This window comes from Aquimarina sp. AD1, assembly GCF_003443695.1.
In the GTDB taxonomy this organism is placed as follows: domain Bacteria; phylum Bacteroidota; class Bacteroidia; order Flavobacteriales; family Flavobacteriaceae; genus Aquimarina; species Aquimarina latercula.
The window spans coordinates 793,156-816,137 of sequence record NZ_CP031966.1 but is presented as its reverse complement, the minus strand read 5'-3'; the positions used below and the strand labels follow the sequence as shown (position 1 = coordinate 816,137).

18 protein-coding genes are annotated in these 22,982 nt (G+C 31.2%); 9 read left to right on the top strand and 9 right to left on the bottom strand.

Features of this window, described 5'->3' with window-relative positions:
• Positions 1 to 19: 19 nt before the first annotated feature.
• Together D1815_RS03750 and D1815_RS03745 are read right to left on the bottom strand one after the other, a co-directional pair.
• A complete protein-coding gene (locus D1815_RS03750; RefSeq protein ID WP_118385961.1) occupies positions 20 to 538 on the bottom strand; it encodes a hypothetical protein in 519 nt (172 codons plus the stop codon).
• A gap of 1 nt (position 539) precedes the next feature.
• Entirely contained in the window at positions 540 to 1,301 is a 762-nt protein-coding gene (locus tag D1815_RS03745) for an MBL fold metallo-hydrolase (RefSeq protein ID WP_118385960.1), read from the bottom strand.
• 173 nt (positions 1,302 to 1,474) lie between these two features.
• Between D1815_RS03745 and D1815_RS03740 the strand changes: the two genes are divergently transcribed.
• Positions 1,475 to 2,923, top strand: a complete 1,449-nt coding sequence (locus D1815_RS03740) for a TonB-dependent receptor (RefSeq protein WP_027391764.1) — start codon at positions 1,475 to 1,477, stop codon at positions 2,921 to 2,923.
• Positions 2,924 to 3,244: 321 nt separating this feature from the next.
• Positions 3,245 to 3,673 (top strand): DUF1801 domain-containing protein, encoded by a 429-nt coding sequence (locus D1815_RS03735; RefSeq protein ID WP_118385959.1) that lies wholly within the window; start codon positions 3,245 to 3,247, stop codon positions 3,671 to 3,673.
• Positions 3,674 to 3,783: 110 nt separating this feature from the next.
• Here D1815_RS03735 and D1815_RS03730 read toward each other — a convergent pair whose 3' ends face one another.
• On the bottom strand, positions 3,784 to 5,901 hold the full coding sequence (locus D1815_RS03730) for a T9SS type A sorting domain-containing protein (protein WP_147404403.1): 2,118 nt from the start codon (positions 5,899 to 5,901) through the stop codon (positions 3,784 to 3,786).
• 377 nt (positions 5,902 to 6,278) lie between these two features.
• Positions 6,279 to 6,728: a thioredoxin-dependent thiol peroxidase gene (gene bcp / locus D1815_RS03725; protein WP_118385957.1), complete on the bottom strand. Its 450-nt coding sequence runs from the start codon at positions 6,726 to 6,728 to the stop codon at positions 6,279 to 6,281.
• A 170-nt stretch (positions 6,729 to 6,898) separates the two neighbouring features.
• On the opposite strand from bcp, the gene nth reads away from it, so the two are divergent.
• Positions 6,899 to 7,549: an endonuclease III gene (nth, locus tag D1815_RS03720; protein ID WP_027391768.1), complete on the top strand. Its 651-nt coding sequence runs from the start codon at positions 6,899 to 6,901 to the stop codon at positions 7,547 to 7,549.
• Between the two features lie 267 nt (positions 7,550 to 7,816).
• Here nth and D1815_RS03715 read toward each other — a convergent pair whose 3' ends face one another.
• Positions 7,817 to 8,401, bottom strand: coding sequence for an RNA polymerase sigma factor (locus tag D1815_RS03715; RefSeq protein ID WP_027391769.1), 585 nt, complete (start codon positions 8,399 to 8,401; stop codon positions 7,817 to 7,819).
• 239 nt (positions 8,402 to 8,640) lie between these two features.
• Here D1815_RS03715 and uvrA point away from each other — a divergent pair, with 239 nt between their 5' ends.
• The 5 genes from uvrA to D1815_RS03690 all read left to right on the top strand — a co-directional run bounded on the left by uvrA (position 8,641) and on the right by D1815_RS03690 (position 15,611).
• On the top strand, positions 8,641 to 11,421 hold the full coding sequence (gene uvrA, locus D1815_RS03710) for an excinuclease ABC subunit UvrA (RefSeq protein WP_118385956.1): 2,781 nt from the start codon (positions 8,641 to 8,643) through the stop codon (positions 11,419 to 11,421).
• Between the two features lie 87 nt (positions 11,422 to 11,508).
• Positions 11,509 to 12,153 (top strand): peroxiredoxin-like family protein, encoded by a 645-nt coding sequence (locus tag D1815_RS03705; protein ID WP_118385955.1) that lies wholly within the window; start codon positions 11,509 to 11,511, stop codon positions 12,151 to 12,153.
• Between the two features lie 127 nt (positions 12,154 to 12,280).
• Positions 12,281 to 12,931, top strand: coding sequence for a hypothetical protein (locus D1815_RS03700; protein ID WP_118385954.1), 651 nt, complete (start codon positions 12,281 to 12,283; stop codon positions 12,929 to 12,931).
• 144 nt (positions 12,932 to 13,075) lie between these two features.
• The gene (locus D1815_RS03695; protein WP_118385953.1) at positions 13,076 to 14,173 is read left to right on the top strand and encodes an amidohydrolase family protein; all 1,098 of its coding nucleotides are present in this window, start codon (positions 13,076 to 13,078) and stop codon (positions 14,171 to 14,173) included.
• Positions 14,174 to 14,345: 172 nt separating this feature from the next.
• Complete coding sequence (locus tag D1815_RS03690; RefSeq protein ID WP_118385952.1) at positions 14,346 to 15,611, top strand: hypothetical protein; 1,266 nt, start codon at positions 14,346 to 14,348, stop codon at positions 15,609 to 15,611.
• Between the two features lie 60 nt (positions 15,612 to 15,671).
• On the opposite strand, the gene D1815_RS03685 is transcribed toward D1815_RS03690, so the two are convergent.
• Genes D1815_RS03685 through D1815_RS03670 form a run of 4 tightly spaced genes read right to left on the bottom strand, consistent with a single transcriptional unit; the run spans position 15,672 to position 21,179 of the window.
• Positions 15,672 to 17,129, bottom strand: coding sequence for a polysaccharide biosynthesis C-terminal domain-containing protein (locus tag D1815_RS03685; RefSeq protein ID WP_118385951.1), 1,458 nt, complete (start codon positions 17,127 to 17,129; stop codon positions 15,672 to 15,674).
• Positions 17,130 to 17,146: 17 nt separating this feature from the next.
• Positions 17,147 to 18,433, bottom strand: coding sequence for a glycosyltransferase family 4 protein (locus D1815_RS03680; RefSeq protein ID WP_369899379.1), 1,287 nt, complete (start codon positions 18,431 to 18,433; stop codon positions 17,147 to 17,149).
• A gap of 6 nt (positions 18,434 to 18,439) precedes the next feature.
• A complete protein-coding gene (locus D1815_RS03675) occupies positions 18,440 to 20,878 on the bottom strand; it encodes a YfhO family protein (protein WP_118385949.1) in 2,439 nt (812 codons plus the stop codon).
• Between the two features lie 31 nt (positions 20,879 to 20,909).
• A complete protein-coding gene (locus tag D1815_RS03670; protein WP_027394216.1) occupies positions 20,910 to 21,179 on the bottom strand; it encodes a DUF4834 family protein in 270 nt (89 codons plus the stop codon).
• Positions 21,180 to 21,279: 100 nt separating this feature from the next.
• Here D1815_RS03670 and D1815_RS03665 point away from each other — a divergent pair, with 100 nt between their 5' ends.
• Positions 21,280 to 22,929: a transporter gene (locus D1815_RS03665; RefSeq protein ID WP_158594407.1), complete on the top strand. Its 1,650-nt coding sequence runs from the start codon at positions 21,280 to 21,282 to the stop codon at positions 22,927 to 22,929.
• The last annotated feature ends 53 nt before the right edge of the window (positions 22,930 to 22,982 follow it).

Here is a 22,982-nt window from a genome sequence, read left to right as displayed (position 1 = left end):
TTTATACTCGTAATATCTCTTAATTTTTAGGGTATAAGAATGATTGTTCAACTTCGAAATCCACTACTCCATCTTTTCTAACATCATAAATAATAAATAATTGCCCCCAATAAACTCCATCTGTAAAATCTGCTATGATCCATTTATGATTTAATAATCTTACTTTATTAATTGCCATATTACCCTCCATTCCCTCAAAAGGAACAATTGGATTATCAGCTCCTGCTTTATTTTGACTTATGATTTGGTCACTAATAGTTAACTCTAACTTTTTTGCATCATATCCTTGCTCTTCAAAATAATTAATAGCTTCTTCATCACTATCTAATGAAAAATAAGTTAGCTCAAGGATTTTATCTATTAATGAATCTTTTTCTATATCTCTAGATTTTAACTCATCTTCTTTCTCTTCTATTTTTGCCATCAGGTTATCTATCTTACCATCATAAGATTCCTTGGCTTTTTTAGCATTCATAAATTGAAACAATATGAATAATACTGAAAAAATAAATAGGTATAGAAATATTCTACTTCTCATATTAGATTGTAATTTTTAAATTATCGTAGGCTAAAAAAACGTTTTCTGGTAATTGTTGTTGTACTTCTTCATGAAACCCAAGCATATGGCTTATATGCGTAAGATATGCCTTTTCAGGCTTCACTTCATCAATAAACTCTAGTGCTTCTTCTAAATTAAAATGAGAGTGATGCGGTTCAATTCTGAGAGCATTTACCACCAATACTTTCACCCCTTTTAATTTTTCGGTTTCCTTCTTCTCAATGGTTTTTACATCAGTTAGATAAGCAAAATCTTTAAATCTAAAGCCAAAAACTTGTAATCGATTGTGCATTAAATCTATCGGGATCACATCCAGGTTGCCCAGTGAAAATGGTTGGTTAGTTAGTTCATTTTCTATAACACTGGGTGCTCCTGGATATTTATTTTCTGATGAAAATATATAACTAAATCTTGTTCTTAAAGCATTTAATACTCTTTTATGCGCATATACAGGAATATCTCCTTGTCTAAAAAAAAATGGCCGTATATCATCCATTCCCATCGTATGATCGGCATGTTCATGAGTAAAAATTATCCCATCAATCCTATCTACTTCATTTGTCAGCATTTGTTGTCTAAAATCAGGACCGCAATCTATTACATACTGATACTCGTCCCATGAGACTAAGACCGACACACGTAATCTCTTATCTTTTTGATCCTTACTAAGGCATACAGGATGGGTACTTCCTATTATCGGAATTCCTTGTGATGTTCCTGTACCAAGAAATGTAACTTCCATATCGCATATTGACTAAAGGCAAATGTAATTATAATTTTTTTGCTCAAAAAGTAATTCATTTCGACACTTTATTATTTATATCTATTATAAAATGCGAAAAATTGCTTTCAGTTTTTTTTAATAATACTTAATCTATTAGTAACTTTACATAAACAAAAAAAGCCCATTTCGCTATGCCTATTACTATCATGGGAGATAAGGAATTCGAGTCCGTCCCTTCGCTTAAGAGTAAAGCCTTACGAATCAATCTAAATGCTAACATCTATGGAACCTTCGCGGAGATAGGTGCCGGTCAGGAAACAGCACGTAATTTTTTTAGAGCTGGAGGTGCATCTGGTACTATTGCAAAAGCTATGAGTGCTTATGATAAAGATTTTAGTGATGCCATCTACGGAATAGAAGATGATAAACGCTATGTAACCGAGGCTCGATTAAAAAAGATGTTGAAGCACGAGGTACGTCTTATAGAAGAGCGAATAAAGAGAGAAAAACATCCAAATAAATTATTTTTCAGTTATGCTAATACAGTAGCTACAATTGATTTTGCTAAGAAATATAAAGGACACGGTTGGGTTGGTATTCGATACCAAACTAAACCAGATGAAGACTATAATGAAATAATACTTCATATCCGTTTTCATGAAAATGATGCTAAACTACAGCAAATGACCTTGGGAGTTTTAGGAGTTAATCTTATTTATGGAGCTTATTATAAATATGATAATCCAAAAAAATTACTTCGTTATCTATATGATCACTTAGATAAAGACCAAATTGAAATTGACACTATTAATTTTTCCGGTCCAAGATTTAAAAAAGTGGATAACCGATTAATGAGTTTGCAATTGGTTAAAAATGGAATGACCGAAGCGGTAATGTTTGGACCTGATGGTAATAATGTTCTACCCGCTGCTGTATTATATAAAAAGAATATCCTAGCTCTAAGAGGAAGTTTTAGACCAGTGACCAAAGTAAATATGGATATTTATAAAAAGTCACTTAATATGTTCCTTAATGAGAATAAGGTACGTAAAGAGAAAACAATTGAGATTTTTGAAATCACCTTATCTAACCTTAGAGCAGAAGGAGAAATCGATGAAGAAGATTTTATGTCTAGAGCAAGATTATTATGCTCCTTAGGGCAGACTGTAATGATTTCTAATTTCCAGGAATATTATAAAGTTGTAGAGTACTTCTCTAATTATACTAAAGAGCGTATGGCGCTTTCTATGGGTGTAAATAATCTAGTAGATATATTTGACGAAAAATACTATCGACATTTAAGCGGAGGTATTCTAGAAGCTTTCGGAAAACTCTTCTTTAAAGATCTTAAAGTATATTTATATCCTTTAAAAGACCCTAAAACTGGAGACTTAACTACAAGTGAAAACCTTAAGGTACATCCTAGAATGAAAGAATTATATAAATTCTTTAAATACAATGGAAAACTTCAAGATATTGTAGATTTTGATCCTTCTATAATGGATATATATTCTAGAGAAGTACTTCGAAAAATTCAGGAAGGTGAATCTGGATGGGAAGAACAATTACCTGAACTTATTCCAGAAATGATTAAAGAAAATAATTTCTTCGGTTATAAAGAAACCGAAAAAGTACAATAAACAAGTACTTAAATTTTTACATCTTAATAACCACTTAGGGACTAGCAGTAAATACTAATATATTAGTATATATTTCGGTTATATTTAATTCCGAAAACTTAAATATTCTAAGCTATAATTTCTATTGTTACATAATATGTGTGATAATAGAAATTATAGTATTTGATTGTTAAGAATTACTTACAGAACTTTATTTTGACAATTAAAGCATATCCCTAATTCTAATTGCAGAGTAAAGTAAGTAATACTCTTTATTCTATAATTAGTAAGGAAATAGAAAAAACAAATCTTTAGAGAATTTAAAACTTTTTTTACTGACCTATGCAACAAGTATCAATCAAAACCAATCCTGAAATTGCATTGGTTTATAAAAAATACCCTGCCCTAGTTATGGGTAAAATAATGAATCTTCGGAATTTAATTATTGAAACAGCTAAAGAAATAGAAGACATAAAGAGTATTGAAGAAACATTAAAATGGGGAGAACCTAGTTTCTTAGTTAAAAAAGGTAGCACAATAAGAATCGACTGGAAAAAGAGTAAACCCAATCAATACGGCATGTATTTTCAATGCACTAGTAAATTAATTACCACATTTAGAGTTTTATACAAAGATATTTTTCAGTTTGAAGGAAACCGTGCTATTATATTTCCAATAGAATTTGATATTCCAGAAAAAGAACTAAAAAATTGTATTACTGTTGCTTTGACCTATCATAAAGTAAAACATCTACCGATGTTAGGAATGTAAAGAAAACAAAAAGCATATGAATTATAAGTACATATGCTTTTCTGTTTTAATATAAAACACACTCTCAAACAATTTGAGCAGCGTTATCTCTAGTTTTTATTTTGAAATAATTAATTTTTAATCAATTTCTTAACTACACTATCACCTGAATCGTTATTAATTTCAACTAAGTAAAAACCACTAGCTAAAGCTGATATATCTATTGGGGCAGATTGAAATACATTATTCATAATTAGCTCACCTTGAACATTATAAATTTTAATAGATGAAACACCTAGCATACTCGCATTAGTAATATCAACATATCTATTTGCTGGATTAGGGTACAATGAAACTGTTTCAGAATTAAAAACTATATCATCAGTGGATAAAATATTAGCCTGAGTAAGTTCTATAATACCCCAACAAGAATCAAAAGTCCCGATATCTAATATCATAGCACCGGTATTATCGGTTTCAAACAATAAATCAACTGAAGCTTTACCAGGCATATGAAGAGTAGCCCCTGTAATAGCTTTAGGAAAAACAGTTGCTGGAATTTTTATCGAAATATTTTCATGAGCTTGAGATGTATCTTCTGCAGCATTGTATTTTCTATTAATTAGGTGAAGTACATATGGTGCCGATGGATCTTCAGAAGACATTCGAGGAAATGTAGAAACCAGGTAATTTACCCACTCACCATTACGTAAAACATTAATTTTCCATGAAAGATTACCATTTATATTACCAGCATTATCCATACTGATAACATTAGAAGAACTTTGATTGAGTATCTGATTCTGTGCATTAGTTAAGTACTGAACATCACTATCATGAACAACTACATCATATTGCCCTAATTCTGAAACAGTAGGAGCTACAGGTTGATCAGGATCACCAAATATTTTTATATCAAACGAAATATTCCTCTCCACTAAATATTCTAAAGTCTGACGAGCTTTCAAACTACCTGCCATTCCACCTTCCAATAATGAAGCATATACTGAATAAGCAAGTGCTACATTCGAAACTGCTTCATAATCATCAAACAATTCATTGTGATCATGAATGAATTCATAAATATCAGCAAAATTCTCCCATCCGGTATCCCAAGTATTGCTTCCACCTATCCATACTTTTCCAGGAATTGTAAAAATGGAACCTGTGGCATATGCTTGGGCTATCCAAGCACGAGCTTGCCTAGGAGAACTTCTATCATACAATGCTTTAAACGCATCAGGATATGGAAAATAAATTAAAGTTTTATCTAGAGCCTCAGCAGCTTTATAATGTAATAATGGCTCAATTGGTGGACTTGTTGCTATATCACTTGGATGACCATACTCTCCAGCAAGATAAGTTAACCTATCAGAATAAATGTATCCTCTAGGTTCCACAACATTTGTTGTGGCTCCAATCTCAATTCCTGGTCTAATAGTATCAATATATTCGAATAATTTTTCCATCACATCATTAAGCGATTGACGCTGGAAATAAACAAAATCCTTATAAAGTGGAATATTTCCATTAATACTATTTGCTCGGTTTCTATACGTTTGTAGCGTCATTCCACTATTTAATAGAAATTGACGATAATTAAAATTATTAATATTATTAATTCCCAAATTTGTTAGCTCTTGAGCTGTATACTTACCTCTCATATACTCTCTAAAGCCATTCATAGAATGAACAGAGAAATCGCCTCCAAGCCAATGTAAAGTTCGAGTTGCAGATGTTTGTGAATCAAACATCATATGTGTTACAGGTGCCAAGGTCATTCGATCCACCTGATACTTCAACCATTCTAAGAAATCAGGGCCTTGATGACTCATCCAACTATGAATCTGACCATTATATGTACCACCATTATCAGCAGCATTTCCCCAGTGAATATCATCACCATCAAGATTCTTAGCCCAGTATGATCCCGGATCATCCATAAAATCGATCATCCACTTCCATCCCCAATCAAACTCTCCCCGACCAAAATAATACTTACTATCAGCTGTATGATTTTCTACTTTTGTAACCCATTGATTAATAGTCGCATCTGATTCAATACTAGCGTTGGGCATAAAACCCCAAAAAACACCATCGGCTTTATATTTATCATAATTAAATGGAGTTGCAACTGATTCTTGGGTAAATAATACTGTTGATTTTTCTATAGAACCATTTGTTTGTCCTAAGAGATTATATGACATATAGTAAAAAGCCATAGCGAGTAATAATAATTTTCTATTCACCTGATTTCTTTAAAAGATTAAGTAACAATTAGATTAAGGGAGTTTTTTAAATTTTTAGTAATGAACGAACACAAATGGTATAGGGACTGTACATAGAACCATTTTACTATATTTAAAAAACTAAACACAGCAAAAATAATTCGACAAAGTTAACTGCAAGAAATGAAATAGAATTCGTAGTGATTTAATTAGTATTTGTTATGGATTTCTCAAACTATTTTTTCCCAATTAATTTTAGTCTTACTAATTCTAACCTCTTTTTTAGGAAAAATTAAACTAATCTTTAGGCAAAACATTTATCTACTTCAGGTATTTTAAAAAAGAAAGGCATAGTACTTTTCAGTAGATATGCCTTTAAAATCTTATGTGGTAAGCTATTAAAGTATTTGAGCAGCGTGATCTTTGGTCTTTACCTTAGTAATAACCTCTGTAAGAACCGAATTTTCATCTATTACAAAAGTCGTTCTATGAATTCCATCATATTCTTTACCCATAAACTTCTTAGGTCCCCAAACATTAAAAGCCTCTATCACCTTCTTATTTTCATCTGCCAATAATGGATAAGGTAACTCATATTTGTTTTTAAAATTTTGTTGACGTTTTGCACTATCTGCGCTTACACCAAGGATTTCATATCCTTGAGATTGAAACGTCTGATAATTATCCTTAAGATTACAAGCCTCTGCCGTGCATCCTGGTGTGCTAGCTTTCGGGTAGAAAAAAACAACTAATTTTTTTCCTTTATAATCTTCTAAACTAATAGTATTTCCATCTTGATCTAATGCCGAGAAATTAGGAGCTTTATCTCCTACTTTTAATGATGTCATTTTATTACAATTAAATTGAAAACTTAAAAATTTAAGTTTGTTTAAAGTTTTTTGATAAAATTAAAACAAAAAAGACAATTCAACGATAATTTTATTAAAAATTTAAGCTTTAATAAGTAAGATATAAGCTCATAAATATTCATATTTTAGCATAAAATAATTCTATTTATATGACTAAAAAGGAAAAGGTAGATTTTACCATCAAAACACTTAAGGAATTATATCCCAGAATACCAATTCCATTAGATCATAAAGATCCTTATACATTATTAATCGCTGTATTGATGAGTGCTCAAAGCACAGATATTAGAGTTAATAAAATCACTCCTCTCCTATTTGAACGTGCGGATAATCCATACAGAATGGTAAAATTATCTGTAGAAGAAATAAGAGAAATTATAAAACCTGTAGGATTAAGTCCTATGAAATCCAAAGGAATTCATGGTCTATCTAAAATATTAATAGAAAAACATAACGGAGAAGTACCTCAAAGTTTTGAGGATTTAGAAGAGTTACCAGCTGTTGGGCATAAAACCGCGAGCGTAGTAATGTCTCAAGCTTTTGGAGTACCTGCATTTCCTGTCGATACACATATACATAGATTAATGTATCGTTGGGGATTTAGCAACGGTAAAAATGTAACTCAAACTGAAAAGGATGCAAAACGTTTATTCCCAAGAGAATTATGGAACGATCTACATTTACAAATTATTTGGTACGGACGAGAATACTCTCCTGCTAGAGGTTGGGATCTAGATAAAGATATAATAACGAAAACTATAGGAAGAAAAACAGTAATCAACGAATATCTAAAAAAATAAAAGACCCGTTATTATCATAACAGGTCTTTTACAAAGTTTAGTTTTAATTTAGAAGCGCTTCAAACTTCATTTTATTGTAATCTATAACACTTAAAGCCTTTGAATAATTTAAAAGAAAATCTACTGTAATTTTCTTTGGTACTAATTGTTGTTGCTCCTCTTTGCGAGAAGACTTAAAGTAAAATTTTGCCATATTAACTTATCTTAAATTAAGGGTTATTTTTTATAAATAACGACGGCAAATCTACTTTATTGCATAAAAAAATGTTAATTCGTTAAAACGATATTGTTTTTCTCAATAACCTTTCTCAGATTTATCAAAGCATATCTCATTCTTCCTAGAGCAGTATTGATACTAACACCAGTCTTATCAGAAATTTCTTTGAAACTCATGTCTCTATACATTCTCATAACCAAAACCTCTTTTTGATCCTCTGGTAATTCTTGTATTAAATTACGTAAGTCCTCTTCTACTTGGTCTTTGATTATTCTTTTTTCTGCATTAAGATCACCATCACTAATAATAGAGAATATACTAAACTCTCCATTATCCTCAAATTTAGGCATACGATTACCTTTTCTAAAATGGTCTATTACCAAGTTATGTGCAATTCTCATCACCCAAGGTAAAAACTTTCCTTCTTCGTTATATTTTCCAAGTTTTAATGTACGGATAACCTTAATAAAAGTATCCTGAAAAATATCTTCCGAGACATCTCTATCAAAAACTTTAGAATAAATAAAACTGTAAATACGTTGTTTGTGACGTTCAATTAACGTAGATAATGCACACTCATCACCTTTGATGTAATTATTTACCAGAACAGCATCTGATATCTTGTAATCTTTCATACCTATCACTTTATTTTAGTACCAACAAGCTTGGGGCTCGGGCTATGTTAAACTTAAAAGTAATGGTATACTATAGGCTGTTCTTTTTAGATTTTGGTTCAATAATTGGGGCTAATATAGTAACAATCATTGAAAATCAAACTATTTTCTGTTAATTTTTTTAACTTAACTTTCAATATCAATACTTTAGAATACTTCTTTAGTAATCATTATATTTGCCGTCACACCGCATAATTGCTATGATTCAAGACATTACTACCTTAGATCCAAAACATAATATATTAATTAAAGGAGCCAAACTGCATAATCTAAAAAATCTAGATGCAGCTATACCTAGAAATAAATTAGTGGTAATCACTGGGTTATCTGGTTCTGGTAAATCTAGTTTAGCGTTTGATACATTATATGCCGAAGGACAACGAAGATATGTAGAAAGTCTTTCTTCTTATGCAAGACAATTCTTAGGACGACTTAACAAACCTAAAGTTGAATATATAAAAGGCATAGCCCCGGCAATTGCTATTGAGCAAAAAGTGAATTCTACCAATCCTAGATCTACAGTAGGTACTACAACAGAGATTTATGATTATCTAAAATTACTTTTTGCAAGAATAGGAAAAACCTACTCTCCTATCTCAGGTAATCAAGTGAAAAAAGATACAGTAACTGATGTAATCGAATATGTAAAAGAATGTAAAGAAGGTGAAAAACTACTTTTACTTGCTCCAATACATGTAGAAAGTGGAAGAACGACAGAAGAAAAACTTAAAGTATTACAACAACAGGGATATGCGCGTGTAAAGATTAATGATACTGTTTGCAGAATTGAAGAAGCTCATATCACAACAAAAGATACAGTTCATCTTGTTATAGATCGAATTATAAAAAGAGATGAAGAGGACTTCTATAATCGTTTAGCAGATGCAATAGCTTCAGCTTTCTTCGAAGGAAAAGGGACTTGTTACATTGAATCTCTAAAAGATAATAATTCTAGACAATTTAGTAATAAGTTTGAGTTGGATGGAATGACTTTTTTAGAGCCTAATGTTCATTTATTTAGTTTCAATAATCCGTATGGAGCATGTCCTGAATGCGAAGGATATGGAGATGTAATTGGTATTGACGAAGACCTTGTGATACCAAACACTTCTCTAAGCATATACGAAGGTGCCGTTTTCCCTTGGAAAGGAGATACAATGAGTTGGTATAAAGATCAGCTTGTAAATAGTGCATATAAGTTTGATTTTCCAATACACAAACCATATTTCGAATTATCTTCAGAACATAAAGAATTACTTTGGAAAGGAAATAAATATTTTGAAGGTATTGATAGTTTTTTTATCGAACTAGAAGCAAAAGCTTACAAAATTCAAAATAGAGTAATGCTATCTCGCTATCGTGGTAAAACAAAATGTGCAACTTGTAAAGGAAAAAGATTACGTGCTGAAACTAACTATGTAAAAATTGGTGATGCTACATTAACAGACCTTGTAGAAAAACCTTTAAATGAACTTTCTGATTTCTTTAAAAATCTAGAACTAAATGAGTATGATTCACAAATTGGCAAAAGATTACTAAAAGAGATAAATAGCAGATTAGAATTTTTAGACAACGTAGGATTACAATATCTAACATTAAATCGTAAATCCAATACATTATCTGGTGGAGAATCCCAAAGAATAAACTTAGCCACTTCTTTAGGAAGTAGTTTAGTAGGATCTATGTATATATTAGATGAACCAAGTATAGGTTTACATCCTAAAGACACCGAAAAACTAATAAAAGTGCTTCAGTCTTTGCGTGATTTAGGAAATACAGTTATTGTTGTTGAACATGATGAAGACATTATGAAAGCAGCAGATGTTATCCTAGATATCGGTCCAGAAGCAGGTACTTTTGGAGGTCATTTAGTTGCTAATGGTACTTTTGATCAAATTCTAGCTTCTGACTCTTTAACAGCAAAATATCTTAATGGAGATCTAGAAATAGAAATTCCAAAAGAAAGAAAAACTTCTAAATATTATTTAGAAATTATTGGAGCAAGAGAAAATAATTTAAAAAATATAGATGTAAAAATTCCACTTGGAGTTTTTACTGCAATCACAGGTGTATCTGGAAGTGGTAAAAGTACGTTAGTTAAAAAAATTGTATACCCATCTGTACTAAAACAATTAGGCGGATACGGAGAAAAAGCTGGGCAGTTTACAGAATTAAAAGGAAATTATAGTAATATAAAACATGTAGAATTTGTTGATCAAAACCCAATTGGTCGTTCCTCGAGATCCAATCCAGTGACCTATATTAAGGCATATGATGATATTAGAGCACTTTTTGCTAGTCAAAAACTTTCGAAAATTCGTAATTATCAATCTAAGCACTTTTCTTTTAATGTAGATGGAGGACGTTGCGAAACCTGTAAAGGTGAAGGTGAAGTAACCATCGAAATGCAGTTTATGGCCGATGTACATTTAGAATGTGAAACATGTGGAGGAAAACGATTTAAGAAAGATGTGCTAGAAGTAACTTTTGAGGATAAAAATATTGATGATATCCTTACCATGACTATTGATAGCGCTATTGATTTTTTCTCAAAACACAGTCAGGCAAAAATCATAAGAAAGCTTCAACCTTTACAAGATGTTGGTTTAGGATATGTACAATTAGGCCAAAGCTCTTCTACTCTTTCTGGAGGAGAGGCGCAACGAATAAAACTTGCGTCATTTCTAGTAAAAGGAAACACAAAAGACAAAGCCTTATTTATTTTTGATGAACCAACAACGGGATTACATTTTCATGATATCAAAAAATTATTAAAATCATTTAATGAGTTAATTGCTAAAGGGCATTCTATTTTAGTTATTGAGCATAACTTGGATTTAGTAAAATGCGCTGATTATGTGATTGATTTAGGACCAGAAGGCGGAAAAAACGGAGGAATTATTATTGCTCAAGGAACTCCGGAAGAAGTTAGTAAAAATAAAAAATCGTATACTGGTCAATATCTAAAAGATAAACTCTAAAAAACATTAACATAATTGTAATAATATATTCTGTAAAGTAATAAGAAGCATTCCGGCTAAGCTATCCAAATAATTAAAATTAAAAGAATGTCACTTACAGAACAATTAAAAGCTAGTGCCGCTCAATCGGCCAATAAATATCCTGAAACTATTCATAAAATAATGAATAATGGTATCTCGGAACTTATAGATAGTCAACTAGTTAATCGATCTCTAAAAACTGGTGATAAAATACCTGAAATAAAGCTACCAAATGCTGCGGACAAAAATATATCTATTCAAGAATTATTAGTTACTAAAAAAGTAGTATTAACTTTTTACCGAGGTGGTTGGTGTCCCTATTGTAATCTAGAGTTACAAGCTTTACAGGCGCATCAAGATCAATTTGAAGAACTAGGAGCTACTTTGGTAGCAATTAGCCCAGAAACACCAGATAACTCTCTTAATACATCCGAAAAAAATAATTTAAGTTTTGAAGTTCTTTCTGATATTGATAACAAAATAGCAAATGAATTCAATTTAATATTTACACTACCTAAAGATTTAATTGAAGTTTATAAAGGATTTGGAATAGATTTAATTAAAAGCAATGGTAACGAAGATCATCAATTACCTATAGCAGCGACGTATGTAATTGATCAAGATGGAACTATTACTTATGATTTTATCAAAGAAGATTATAAAGAAAGAGCAGATCCTGAGGAAATAATTAAACATCTTAAAAACAAATAGTTAACAACTTTTTGAAAGGTATTTTATTGTAACAAGAAAAAATTTGGCACGCGGTTTGGTTACTTAATAATCAAATAGCGGAAACCGAAAAGCTAATGAGTAGGTAAAAACCCAAAACATTTTAGTTATGAAAAAAATGATACTTTTTATCGCAGCAATGTTACTAATTGGAACAACTGCACAAGCGACCGATCAGAAAAATTCGGATCAAGTTGATAGGGTTACAAAACGTTATCGTGGTTCTCAACCAATTGTATTTGTCGAAGGTGGTATAAAATTCTTTGTATATCCAAATGGAGAAATTGATTTTAAAACTCCTAGAAGACGAAACTATAATAATTCGGATTGGAATACCAGAAATTATAACGCTCCAGGACGTACTAGAGCTTATAGGTCTAACAATCGTTTTACTGTAAGGTACGATTACTACGGAAGATTAAAACGAGTTGGTATTACTACTATAGGATATAATCAATTCGATCAAGTTAGAAGAATTGGATCAGTTTTAATTAGATATAACAGAAGAGGAAAATTAGCTAAGATTGGTGGACTGCGTGTATACTACGGAAAAAGAGGAAGAATACGACATATAGAAGGAAGCATACATCATACAGGATGTGGTTTCTGCGGTGTAGATGGATGTAGTATGACTCATGATCCTTATTATAATTTTAATGGAAGATCAAATCATAGAGATTGGAAAAATCATAATGATGATGATCATAACTATAAGAATAGGAAAAGAAAAAAGAAATATAGTGATCACGATGATGATTGATATAAATTAGTTAGTTGGTTAGTTGTTAGAAAGCCTGTTGTCATTTTTGATAGCGGGCTTTCTCTTTTAACTAAAAATGTTAAGCTTTCTTCTAGGCAATACGATTATTTTATATTTAAGGGAGTAAAAAAATAAAATATTTATATGAAATTCTACAAAATCTCACTCTTAACGATTTCAATAGTTTGTATTCAAATGTCAGTTGCTCAAAAAATGCAATTTGAAGATTATGACCCTCCTTCTACTCTTGTAGTTCCAGAAACTATAATAAAAAAAGCGAAATTTCCTTTTATCGATGTGCATAATCATCAATTTAGAATGCCTACACAAGATTTAAGTGAATTAGTAAGCGAAATGGACAAATTAAACATGGCAGTGATGGTTAATTTATCTGGTCGAGGAAGAGGATCTGATGAACATCTAAAAGGAGCGTTAGAAAATGTAAAAACTAATGCAGATAAACGTTTTATAGTATTTACCAATATTAACTTACAAGGTATTGATGAACCCGATTGGACAAAAAGAACTGTTGCACAACTAGAAAATGATATTGCCATGGGTGCCAATGGTTTAAAAATTTATAAAAGCCAAGGAATGGACAATACAGATAGTAACGGCGATAGAATCAAAATAGATGATCCTAGAATTGGACCGGTATGGGAAAAATGTGGTGAATTAGGAATTCCTGTTCTAATACACGCTGCAGATCCAAAATCATTCTGGGATCCACACGACAATCAAAATGAAAGATGGCTGGAGTTAAAATTACGATCTAGAAGAAAAAGAGATGCTAAGGTTACGGGGGCTTGGCAAACCATTATACAAGAACAACACAATATTTTTAAAAAACATAAAAATACCAAATTTATCAATGCACATTTGGGATGGTATGGAAACAACTTAGCCAAACTTGCTGAGTTAATGGATGAAATTCCTAATATGTATTCCGAAATTGGAGCAGTAATTGCCGAACTTGGGAGACAACCTCGTAATGCAAAAGCATTTTTAACTAAATACCAGGATAGAATCATGTTTGGTAAAGATTCTTGGAATCCAGAGGAATACTACACTTATTTTAGGGTTCTCGAATCTAACGATGAGTATTTTCCTTATTACAAAAGATATCATGCTTTCTGGAAAATGTATGGATTAGAACTTGAAGATGAGGTTCTGAAAAAACTATATTATAAAAATGCACTAAAAGTAATTCCTAATATTGATAAAAGTTTATTTCCAAAATAATACAACTTAGTTAAAACATAAAAATAAAAACCTAACAATCAGTATTTTAGCACCTAAAAACCTTTAACAATGAAGAACACTATAAAATAATCTATTTTTTTGGCACGCTGCTTGATACTATATAAACGAGTGATAAAAACTAATTTTTACACTTCTTTTAAAATCACAGATTATGAAAAATATTGTTTTACTATTTACAGGTTTATTATTAGCTTCTTTTACTGCTAATGCTTTTGAAACAAATACAGAAACCGTTTCTAGATATTATAATTATGGAAAATCATTCATTTTTAATGAAAGTGGAGTTGAATTCTCTGTGTATGCAGATGGTCAGTTTGATTTTTATGTAAACAGACCAAGAAGTGGTGTTAGTGTTAATATCAATCGTCCAGGTGTAAATATTAGTTTTAACTCTGGTTATGATTATGATGCATATGTACAGTATGATGATTATGGTGCTGTAGTGCAAATAGAAAATGTACCTATATTCTATGATTACTATGGTAGGATTAGTCAAGCAGGTGATATATTTATCAACTACAACCGTTTTGGTAGAATATCTAGAGTTGGTGGATTATATGTGAATTATAATAACTACGGTAATTTTGTTAACTGTACTGGATTTATTAACAGCTTTAATAGACATTATACATACAGACCTTTTCACGCTTTCTTTACTGTACCAGTGGTAAGTAGATGTATCGTATTCAACAGACCTTATAGAAGGTTTTACAACCCATATAGATTTTCATATAATGTTTACAGAACAAACTATTATAATGGATACTATGCAAAACCTTATAGAAGTCGTAACTATTACAGACCTAATCAGAGAGTAGCAAGCTATAACAGAGGAAATAGAGTTAGCAGAGCTAGAAGTCTTGATTATAGATCTCGTGACAGAAGAACAGCTATGTACAAGAGAAATGATCGTAACTACAGAACTGTAAATCGTAGTAGATCTACCTCAGTAAATAGAACTAGAGCTAGAGTAAATGACAATGCATCTAGAGGTAGAAGTACACAATCTAGAAATAGAACAAAAGCTACTTCGAGAAGTGTACAGAATAAAAATAGAGCACAAAATACGCAAAGAACCAGAAACGCTGTTACAAGTCGTTCTACTAGAAATGCAGAAACAAGAAATCAGGCACGAAGAGCTGATCAAAATAGAGTTCAGGCAAACCAAAGATCACAAAGAAGTAGAAATACCGTTGCTAATGGATCTAGTAGAAATAACAACAAAGTAAGAACTACGACTAGGAGCAATAGAAATAATAGCTCAAGAAATGTAACAAAACGTTCTAATAACAGTCGATATACTAGTAAAGGAACTAATAGTTCTAGAGCTAAAGTACAAAAACAAAGAAGTAATACTTCTAACAGAAAAGCAAGGTCGAGTAATTCAAGATCACGTTCTGCAAGAAGTAGAAGTTAAAAAATATAAAGAATTTATTTTTTTGGTTGGTTAGTTGGAAAATCCCCCAGAGTAGTATGCTTAGGCACCTCGGGGGATTTTCTTTATTACGGTATTAATATCTTCAGATATTTTAAAAAAATACAATAAAGCAATATAACAAACTCCGATAACTATACTCTTTATACTAATATTTACTATTGGATGAAATTTAAAATCCCAAAAATAAAACCCTATTACAAATCCTGAAATAAACAGTATCGTCAATAACATTTTTGAGGAAAATGGATTCATTTTAAATTTTACCTGAACAATCAATAATTTTGCCAAATTGTAACAAAATACAGCGCTAAAAGTAGCAATAGCCGCTCCTGTTACTCCAAAAACTGGAATACAAACCCAATTAAGAATAAATGCCAGAATAGCCATTCCAATTCCTATATATAATATTAATCGATAATAATCCGAATTAAATAATATGGAATTATTATTACCTAATAAATTATCAAACAATTTAGCTCCTCCAATTAAAGCTACTACCCAGATAAACAGTTCATATTCTTCAGGAATCAGTTTAAAAAGTTCATTAACATTACAAAGTATTAACACAAACAATAAACCACTAATAGCAAATAGATTTAAAGAACTTTTTTTATACAAGGTTCGTAACTGATCAAAATTCTTTTCATTAATCAACTTCGCAGTCAACGGGTACGTAATTTGATGCATTGCACGAGAAGGAATTATTATAACACTAGCGATATAAGCACAGATACCATATTTAGCTACATACTCAATAGGAAGATAACGCTCTATCATCGTTTTATCTAAATCTATTAATAAGGTAGCAACGGAACCAGCCAGTAGAATTAAAAGAGAATACTTTAAAACAGAAATATAGTTTCTAGGGAATGAGAAACTAAACTTAAATTCATGCAATCTCAAAGCATAAGTAACCATAACCACCAACCGTACTATATAAACGAACACTAGTGCATAAATGAATTGATGTACCGTAATTACTTTGAAATATACCAGAAATAAAAGAATCATTAGACAAATCCTAACAAACAATTCTTTCATAATATTCCCAAAAACGCTTTTCAATTTCACTTTGGTCCAAGCAAAAAAGATTTCAAAATAAGACAAAGCGATTGCCAAAACATATATTGTCCATACATAGGATTGGACAACAGTATTATCTTCACTAAAATAATTAAGTATATAAGTATATAGAACTAAACCAATAGTTCCTATTAAAATAGCTATACACAATGGTAGAATAAGCATCATACTCATAAACCTATTCCGTTGTTCCTTTTTTAAATAAGAAGAATAAAATTTAACCAAGGTATTATGAGCACCAAAAGCCATTAAAGGCCATATTAAATTAGAAGCTGAAAGTAAATATGAAACAAGCCCATAATATTCTTCTTCTAGAAATTTCGTAAACAAAAAGAGGGTGTTGATAGCACCAATCCCAAAACCAAAGCAGGTAATGATTACATTTTTTATAGATTGATTTACTACTATTCCCACAATATTAAAGAATGATATTAGCTATTCAAATTTTGAAGCAATAAAGACATTTCTTTAGTAAGTTCTCTCCTACTATATTTTTCAATACCTTTAGTTTCTGCCTCCAGTTTTCCGTCCTTAAATTTAACAAAATAGTCAAGTATAATCTTTTTCATCTCGTTATACTCTTTATAATCAAAAAAATGACCAGAGTTCGTTTCTTTTATCAACTTTGATATATCTGCATCGTTTGGCCCCACTGCAAGAATAGGTCTTCTAGAAACCATATATTCAAATAACTTTCCTGGTATAATACACTTTGTTTCTTCACTATCTATTTCTACTAATAGTAGAACTTGAGACCTCCTTTGTATTTCTATTGCTTCTTTATGTGAAACATATCCTTTATTTTCTATAAAAGGAGACAAACCAGCTTGTTTGATAGATGATAACACATCTTCGCTTACCGCTCCTACCAATCGCAATCTAAATTTTTTTGCAAACTCAAGATTTTCTTGAGTAAGATCATATAGTACATTCCACAGTTTTTCTGGATTTCTTCCGGATAATAAAGAACCAATATGAGAAACTGTAAACTCCTCATCTAATTTTACCACGGAAACTTCTTCAGTGTCATATCCATTAGTAATAACAGAAATTGGTTTATTCGTAATTTCCGTAAATTCTTCTCTGGTTGTATAACTTGTTACGGTTATATGATCCACAGCACTTAGTACTCCCTTTTCTAATTTTTTGTGCTTCTTTATAGATCGCTTAGTCAATTTTAATTTATTATGATATCCAATCGTTGTCCAAGGATCTCTAAAATCTGCTACCCAAGTAAGATTTAACTCAGATTTAAGCTTCTTTCCTATCAAATGAACACTATGAGGAGGACCAGTAGTAATAATTGTATTAATATTATTCTCTTCAATAAACTTAGAAAGAAATTTAACTGATGGTTTGATCCAAAATTTACGGGCATCTGGTATAAAAAAGTTCCCTCTTATATACAGTAAAAGTCTTTGAACAAAAGATTGCTTATTATCATTTGCTATAATTCCTTTACTAATGGTTTTGGTTTCATTTTTAGAAAAAATTTCTGCAAAACGATAAGGTTCAAAAATTGGATATTCTATAACCTGTATTCCTTCTGGAATATCATGGGCCAGAGATTTATCAATTAAAGGATACATAGGATTTTTTGGAACATAAACAATAGGCTCAATTCCAAAATCCCTAAAATACTTCACAAATTTAAGCCAACGTTGTACTCCAGGACCTCCTGAAGGTGGCCAATAATATGTTATAAGTAATACCTTCAAAATAATCTACGAGTTGTCTTCAGAAACTATTTCTTTTCTTTTTCTGTATTCAAAAAATAACGCTCCTAAAAATAATAACCCAAAGATAATAGAACTTGCCAAAGTAATAGTACTTCCTGTTTTTACAACCTGAGGTTCGAACTTAAACTCTATAGTATGTTTTCCTGCTGGAACTTTTAAACCTCTAAGCATATAGTTTACAGGATAAATAGTTTCTGATTTTCCATCTATATAAGCATTCCATCCATCTTTATAATATGTTTCTGAAAAAACAAGAAATCCCGGTGTTTCAGTATATGAATTATATGCTAAATGATCTGGATCTGTTTTGGATATAGAAATACTAGAAATACTATCTTTTGCGGGTTTATATCCTGCTAATTCTTCTTTGAAATCATTTCTTATAACCGCAGTATTCTTAGTATTTATAGTATTTAACGCTTCAAATTCTGTTTTATAATCATCTACAAATTTTAATTCTTCTATAAACCAGGCCGGTCCATTTACCGAAGGATTTTCTTGTACATCTAATTGTCTTTTTTCATTCTGTTGAATCACATATTTTATATTCAACATATTAATAACCTGGAGATTCCCCTTTGCTATATGTCCAAAATAAACATCCTCCATTTTTCTTGGTCGAACTGCAGAATATCCATTTACCGTATTAAAGAAATAATTAGTATGAGAATTATTAAAACCTCTGGCTTGATCTAATACCCTATAATAAGATTTATCTTTTTGAATCTCTTTATCTACTGTGGTTGGTTGAAAATATGATTTATACTCTCTCTTAGAAATAAAAGAATCACTATCAACACTACGGCGATCTACTCCAACCAAATCTACAAGAATAAGAATCCCTACGCCTACTAACATTAGATTTTCTGATAGTTTTTTCTTCAATGTAAACCACAACAAACCACCGATTAACAAAATAAAAATTAAAGAACGTAAGCTATCACTTTTCATAATAGTAATACGATCTTCTTTGATAGCATCAAAAATAGCAGGTTGTTCTATTGCTAATTGTACATCTCCAGGAGATTTAAAACTAAATAAGCTTCCTCCAAACAACCAGAATATTAAACATAAACCACCAAAAACACCAAGAGAGATTAAAAACTTCTTTTGTCTTTCTTGAAATGCCGTTTTCTGGTTAAACAATTGATACAAACCAAATACAGCTGCAATTGGCACAACCAACTCTAGGATCACTTGAATACTGGAGACAGCCCTAAACTTATTATATAATGGAACATAATCTACAAAGAATCGAGTTAAGAAATCTAAGTTTTTACCCCAACTTAACACTAAAGATAGAATGATTCCACCTAGTAACCACCATCTTAGTCTACCTTTTACTAATAACAGTCCTAATAATGCTAGAAACACTACCGTTATCCCAAGATATGGAGGTGCTTCTACAAAGGGTTGTGCTCCCCAATACAATCCCGTAACATTAGCATAATAATCCGCTTGTTCTGGTGGTTGACCTAACTCAATCAATTTTTGATAAAAAGCAGAATCTTTACCCAAATCTGAAGCTCTACCTAATCCCATTAATTTAGGAACAAAAAGATTTAAAGACTCTAATTTACCATAACTATATTCAGTAATATACTCATAGTCCAAACCATTTTTTTCTGAAGAAGTAGTCGTCGCATCCGCTAATAAGTTTTTACCACGGATACTAGTTTCTGCATATTCTGATGTTGATAACAAGGTTGTCGCATTTGTCGCTAAACCTAAAATAGCCGCAACAATTAATATCGCCGATGACTTTAAAAAATGTGGTATTTCTTTTCTTTTAAAAGCATCAATGAAATATGTAACTCCAATTACAAATACGAGTAGCCCCAAATAATAGGTCATTTGGTAATGATTTGCTTGGATTTCTAACCCCATTGCCAAAGCTGTTAATATAAAGCCCCAGACATATCGCTTTTGAAAAACTAACAGAATACCAGCAATTACCAACGGGAAATAAGCTATTGCGTGGGCTTTAGAATTATGTCCTACTCCAATTATTATAATGAGATATGCCGAAAAACCAAAGGCCAGAGCTCCAAGAATTGCCATTTTCCATGGAATTCGCATTACCAATAATAAAATATAAAAACTTGTAAGATATAGAAATAAATAATCCGCAGGTCTTGGTAAAAATCGAATTAAACGATCTAACTTATCCATATAATCATGGGGAAACTTAGCTCCTAACTGATAGGTAGGCATACCACCATATGCAGAATTATTCCAAAAAGTTTCTTTGCCCGTCTTTTTCCGATGGTCTTTCTGCTGTTTTGCCATCCCTTCATAGAGTTTAATATCATTCTGAAATATCATTTTTCCACTAAGGACAGGATTAAAAAATGCAAGTGAAGCAATTATAAAACCTATTATAACAAGTAAATGAGGTATGAATCTTTTTAGATAAGCCATCATGTGCGAAACAATTTACGATTGAAGCGCCAAATTAATCAATTTCCTCAAAATCGATGTACTCACCTACATCTTTATTACCAGATTTTTGTTTAGGCTTTTTATCTATAGTAGTATCATTATTCGGGGAAGATTGGGGTTGTTGATATTGCTGAAATTGCTGTTGAAACTTTTCTCCAGCTTTCTTTGTTACATATCTAAGCAATAGAGGACCAAATAAACGCGTTAGTATCTTTAATCCATAATATATTAATAATAGAATGAGAATTACCTTTAACACCCCTGATAAAGAAGCAACTTGCATATTATTTTTTTTCAAAAATAGGGAACTCTCTATACAATTACATGATGTCAGTCCTAAAAAAATGATAAAATCTGCTATATTTGAACCAAATCTATTGAATATGAGCCCTAAATCTATGCTGCTGTTGATTAGCCTATTCCTGCTAGGCTTAACTGCATCTGCACAATACACTGAGAAAATTAATACTAATAGACCTGGAACTTCACAAGGAGCTTTCTCGGTTGGTAATAATGTATTACAATTCGAAGGTGGATTAGGTTTTGGAAAAGAAAAACATAAACTATTTGACACCAAAACGAATACATTTAATTTTGATTATGCAATAAGATATGGATTATTAATCGAACAACTAGAGATTAATATAAATGGTAGCTTTAGAAGTGAAGGAATTAGACAAACGATTGGAGCAAATGAAGAAAAAATAAGAAGAACAGATTTTGAATTTAATACTATTGGTGTTAAGTATCTAATTTATGATCCCTATAAAAAACCTAAAGAAAATGATTCTATTAACTACGATGAATTAAAAAGTTGGAAAGAACGTTATAGATTTAAATGGAAAACTCTAATTCCGGCTGTTTCTGCGTATGTAGGTATGAACTATGTAAATACGGACAATCCTTTTACATTTGCCAATGATCAAACAATTAGTCCAAAAATTGTTGTTATGACTCAGAACAACTGGTGGACCAGTAATGCTGGAAGCTGGGTATTAGTTACCAACTTAATAGTAGATAAAATAACCACCGATAATCCTGCATATGGTTGGATAATTACCAGTACTCATACTCTGAATGATAAATGGGCTGTCTTTGGTGAATATCAAGGACAAAAAAGTGATTTCTATAGTGATAATATAGTTCGGCTAGGAGGAGCTTATTTATTTAATAATGATTTACAAATCGATGCTAATGTTGCTACAAATTTTAAAGACACTCCTTCTATATTTAGAGTTAGTGTAGGAGCTTCTTATCGATTTGATTGGCATAAGAAGGATGAGATTATAGAAAAACCAGGGTTCGAAAGTGGTATAAAGGAAAAAGAAGGAGAAGAAGAATTAAATAAAAAAGAGAGTGATAGTTTAAATATTGATCAGGAGTTTGAAGAAATAGAAAATGATAGCTTAAAACTAGAAAAAACTCCTTTTATAAATGAGTTTGAAGATGGAAGCCATAGAGATGCTATGGAACAAGACCTTGACGAAAGAAGGACTGAACAACGCCTAGAACGTGAGCGCATAGAAAAAGAAAAACAAGATAAAAAAGATGACAAAAAATTCCAGAAAGAAGAGCGTAGAAGATTAAAAAGAGAAGCAAAAGAAGCTAAGCAAGCAGAGAAAGCTAAAATCAAAGCTGAAAAAGAAAAGCAAAAAATGATTGAGGATATAGATGCTGAATTAGATAAAATGGAACAAGATGAAGGTCTCGATGATGAGTTAAAACAAATTGATGATGAGCTCAAAAAGCTAGAAGAAATGGAAAAAGAGCTCGAACCTGAAAAAGCAAAAGAAGAAACTGAAGAAAAGAAAAAAGCTGGCGAAGAGGAAGAAGATATAGATGCTGCTTATGAAAAGCTTCAGAAAGAACAGGAAAAAGCTAAAAAAGAAGAAGAAAAACGAAGAAAGAAAGAAGAAAAGAAGCGTTTAAAAGAAGAAAAGAAAAGAAAGAAGGAAGAAGAAAAACGCAAGAAAGCGGAAGAGAAAAAGAAAAAGAAGGAAGAAAAAGAAAACGAAGATAATGGTGATGGATAATCCTCTATAGTTTTAAATATCTATTCATATAGAAAGGGCTAAGCAAGTTATGT

Excerpts from the sequence above, each read along its gene's own strand:
- D1815_RS03750 (WP_118385961.1), bottom strand. The coding sequence starts at position 538 with ATGAGAAGTAGAATATTTCTATACCTATTTATTTTTTCAGTATTATTC.
- D1815_RS03715 (WP_027391769.1), bottom strand. The coding sequence starts at position 8,401 with ATGAAAGATTACAAGATATCAGATGCTGTTCTGGTAAATAATTACATC.
- D1815_RS03700 (WP_118385954.1), top strand. The coding sequence starts at position 12,281 with ATGAAAAAAATGATACTTTTTATCGCAGCAATGTTACTAATTGGAACA.
- D1815_RS03735 (WP_118385959.1), top strand. The coding sequence starts at position 3,245 with ATGCAACAAGTATCAATCAAAACCAATCCTGAAATTGCATTGGTTTAT.
- D1815_RS03740 (WP_027391764.1), top strand. The coding sequence starts at position 1,475 with ATGCCTATTACTATCATGGGAGATAAGGAATTCGAGTCCGTCCCTTCG.
- uvrA (WP_118385956.1), top strand. The coding sequence starts at position 8,641 with ATGATTCAAGACATTACTACCTTAGATCCAAAACATAATATATTAATT.
- D1815_RS03690 (WP_118385952.1), top strand. The coding sequence starts at position 14,346 with ATGAAAAATATTGTTTTACTATTTACAGGTTTATTATTAGCTTCTTTT.
- D1815_RS03695 (WP_118385953.1), top strand. The coding sequence starts at position 13,076 with ATGAAATTCTACAAAATCTCACTCTTAACGATTTCAATAGTTTGTATT.
- D1815_RS03665 (WP_158594407.1), top strand. The coding sequence starts at position 21,280 with ATGAGCCCTAAATCTATGCTGCTGTTGATTAGCCTATTCCTGCTAGGC.
- D1815_RS03745 (WP_118385960.1), bottom strand. The coding sequence starts at position 1,301 with ATGGAAGTTACATTTCTTGGTACAGGAACATCACAAGGAATTCCGATA.
- D1815_RS03670 (WP_027394216.1), bottom strand. The coding sequence starts at position 21,179 with ATGCAAGTTGCTTCTTTATCAGGGGTGTTAAAGGTAATTCTCATTCTA.
- nth (WP_027391768.1), top strand. The coding sequence starts at position 6,899 with ATGACTAAAAAGGAAAAGGTAGATTTTACCATCAAAACACTTAAGGAA.
- bcp (WP_118385957.1), bottom strand. The coding sequence starts at position 6,728 with ATGACATCATTAAAAGTAGGAGATAAAGCTCCTAATTTCTCGGCATTA.
- D1815_RS03675 (WP_118385949.1), bottom strand. The coding sequence starts at position 20,878 with ATGATGGCTTATCTAAAAAGATTCATACCTCATTTACTTGTTATAATA.
- D1815_RS03705 (WP_118385955.1), top strand. The coding sequence starts at position 11,509 with ATGTCACTTACAGAACAATTAAAAGCTAGTGCCGCTCAATCGGCCAAT.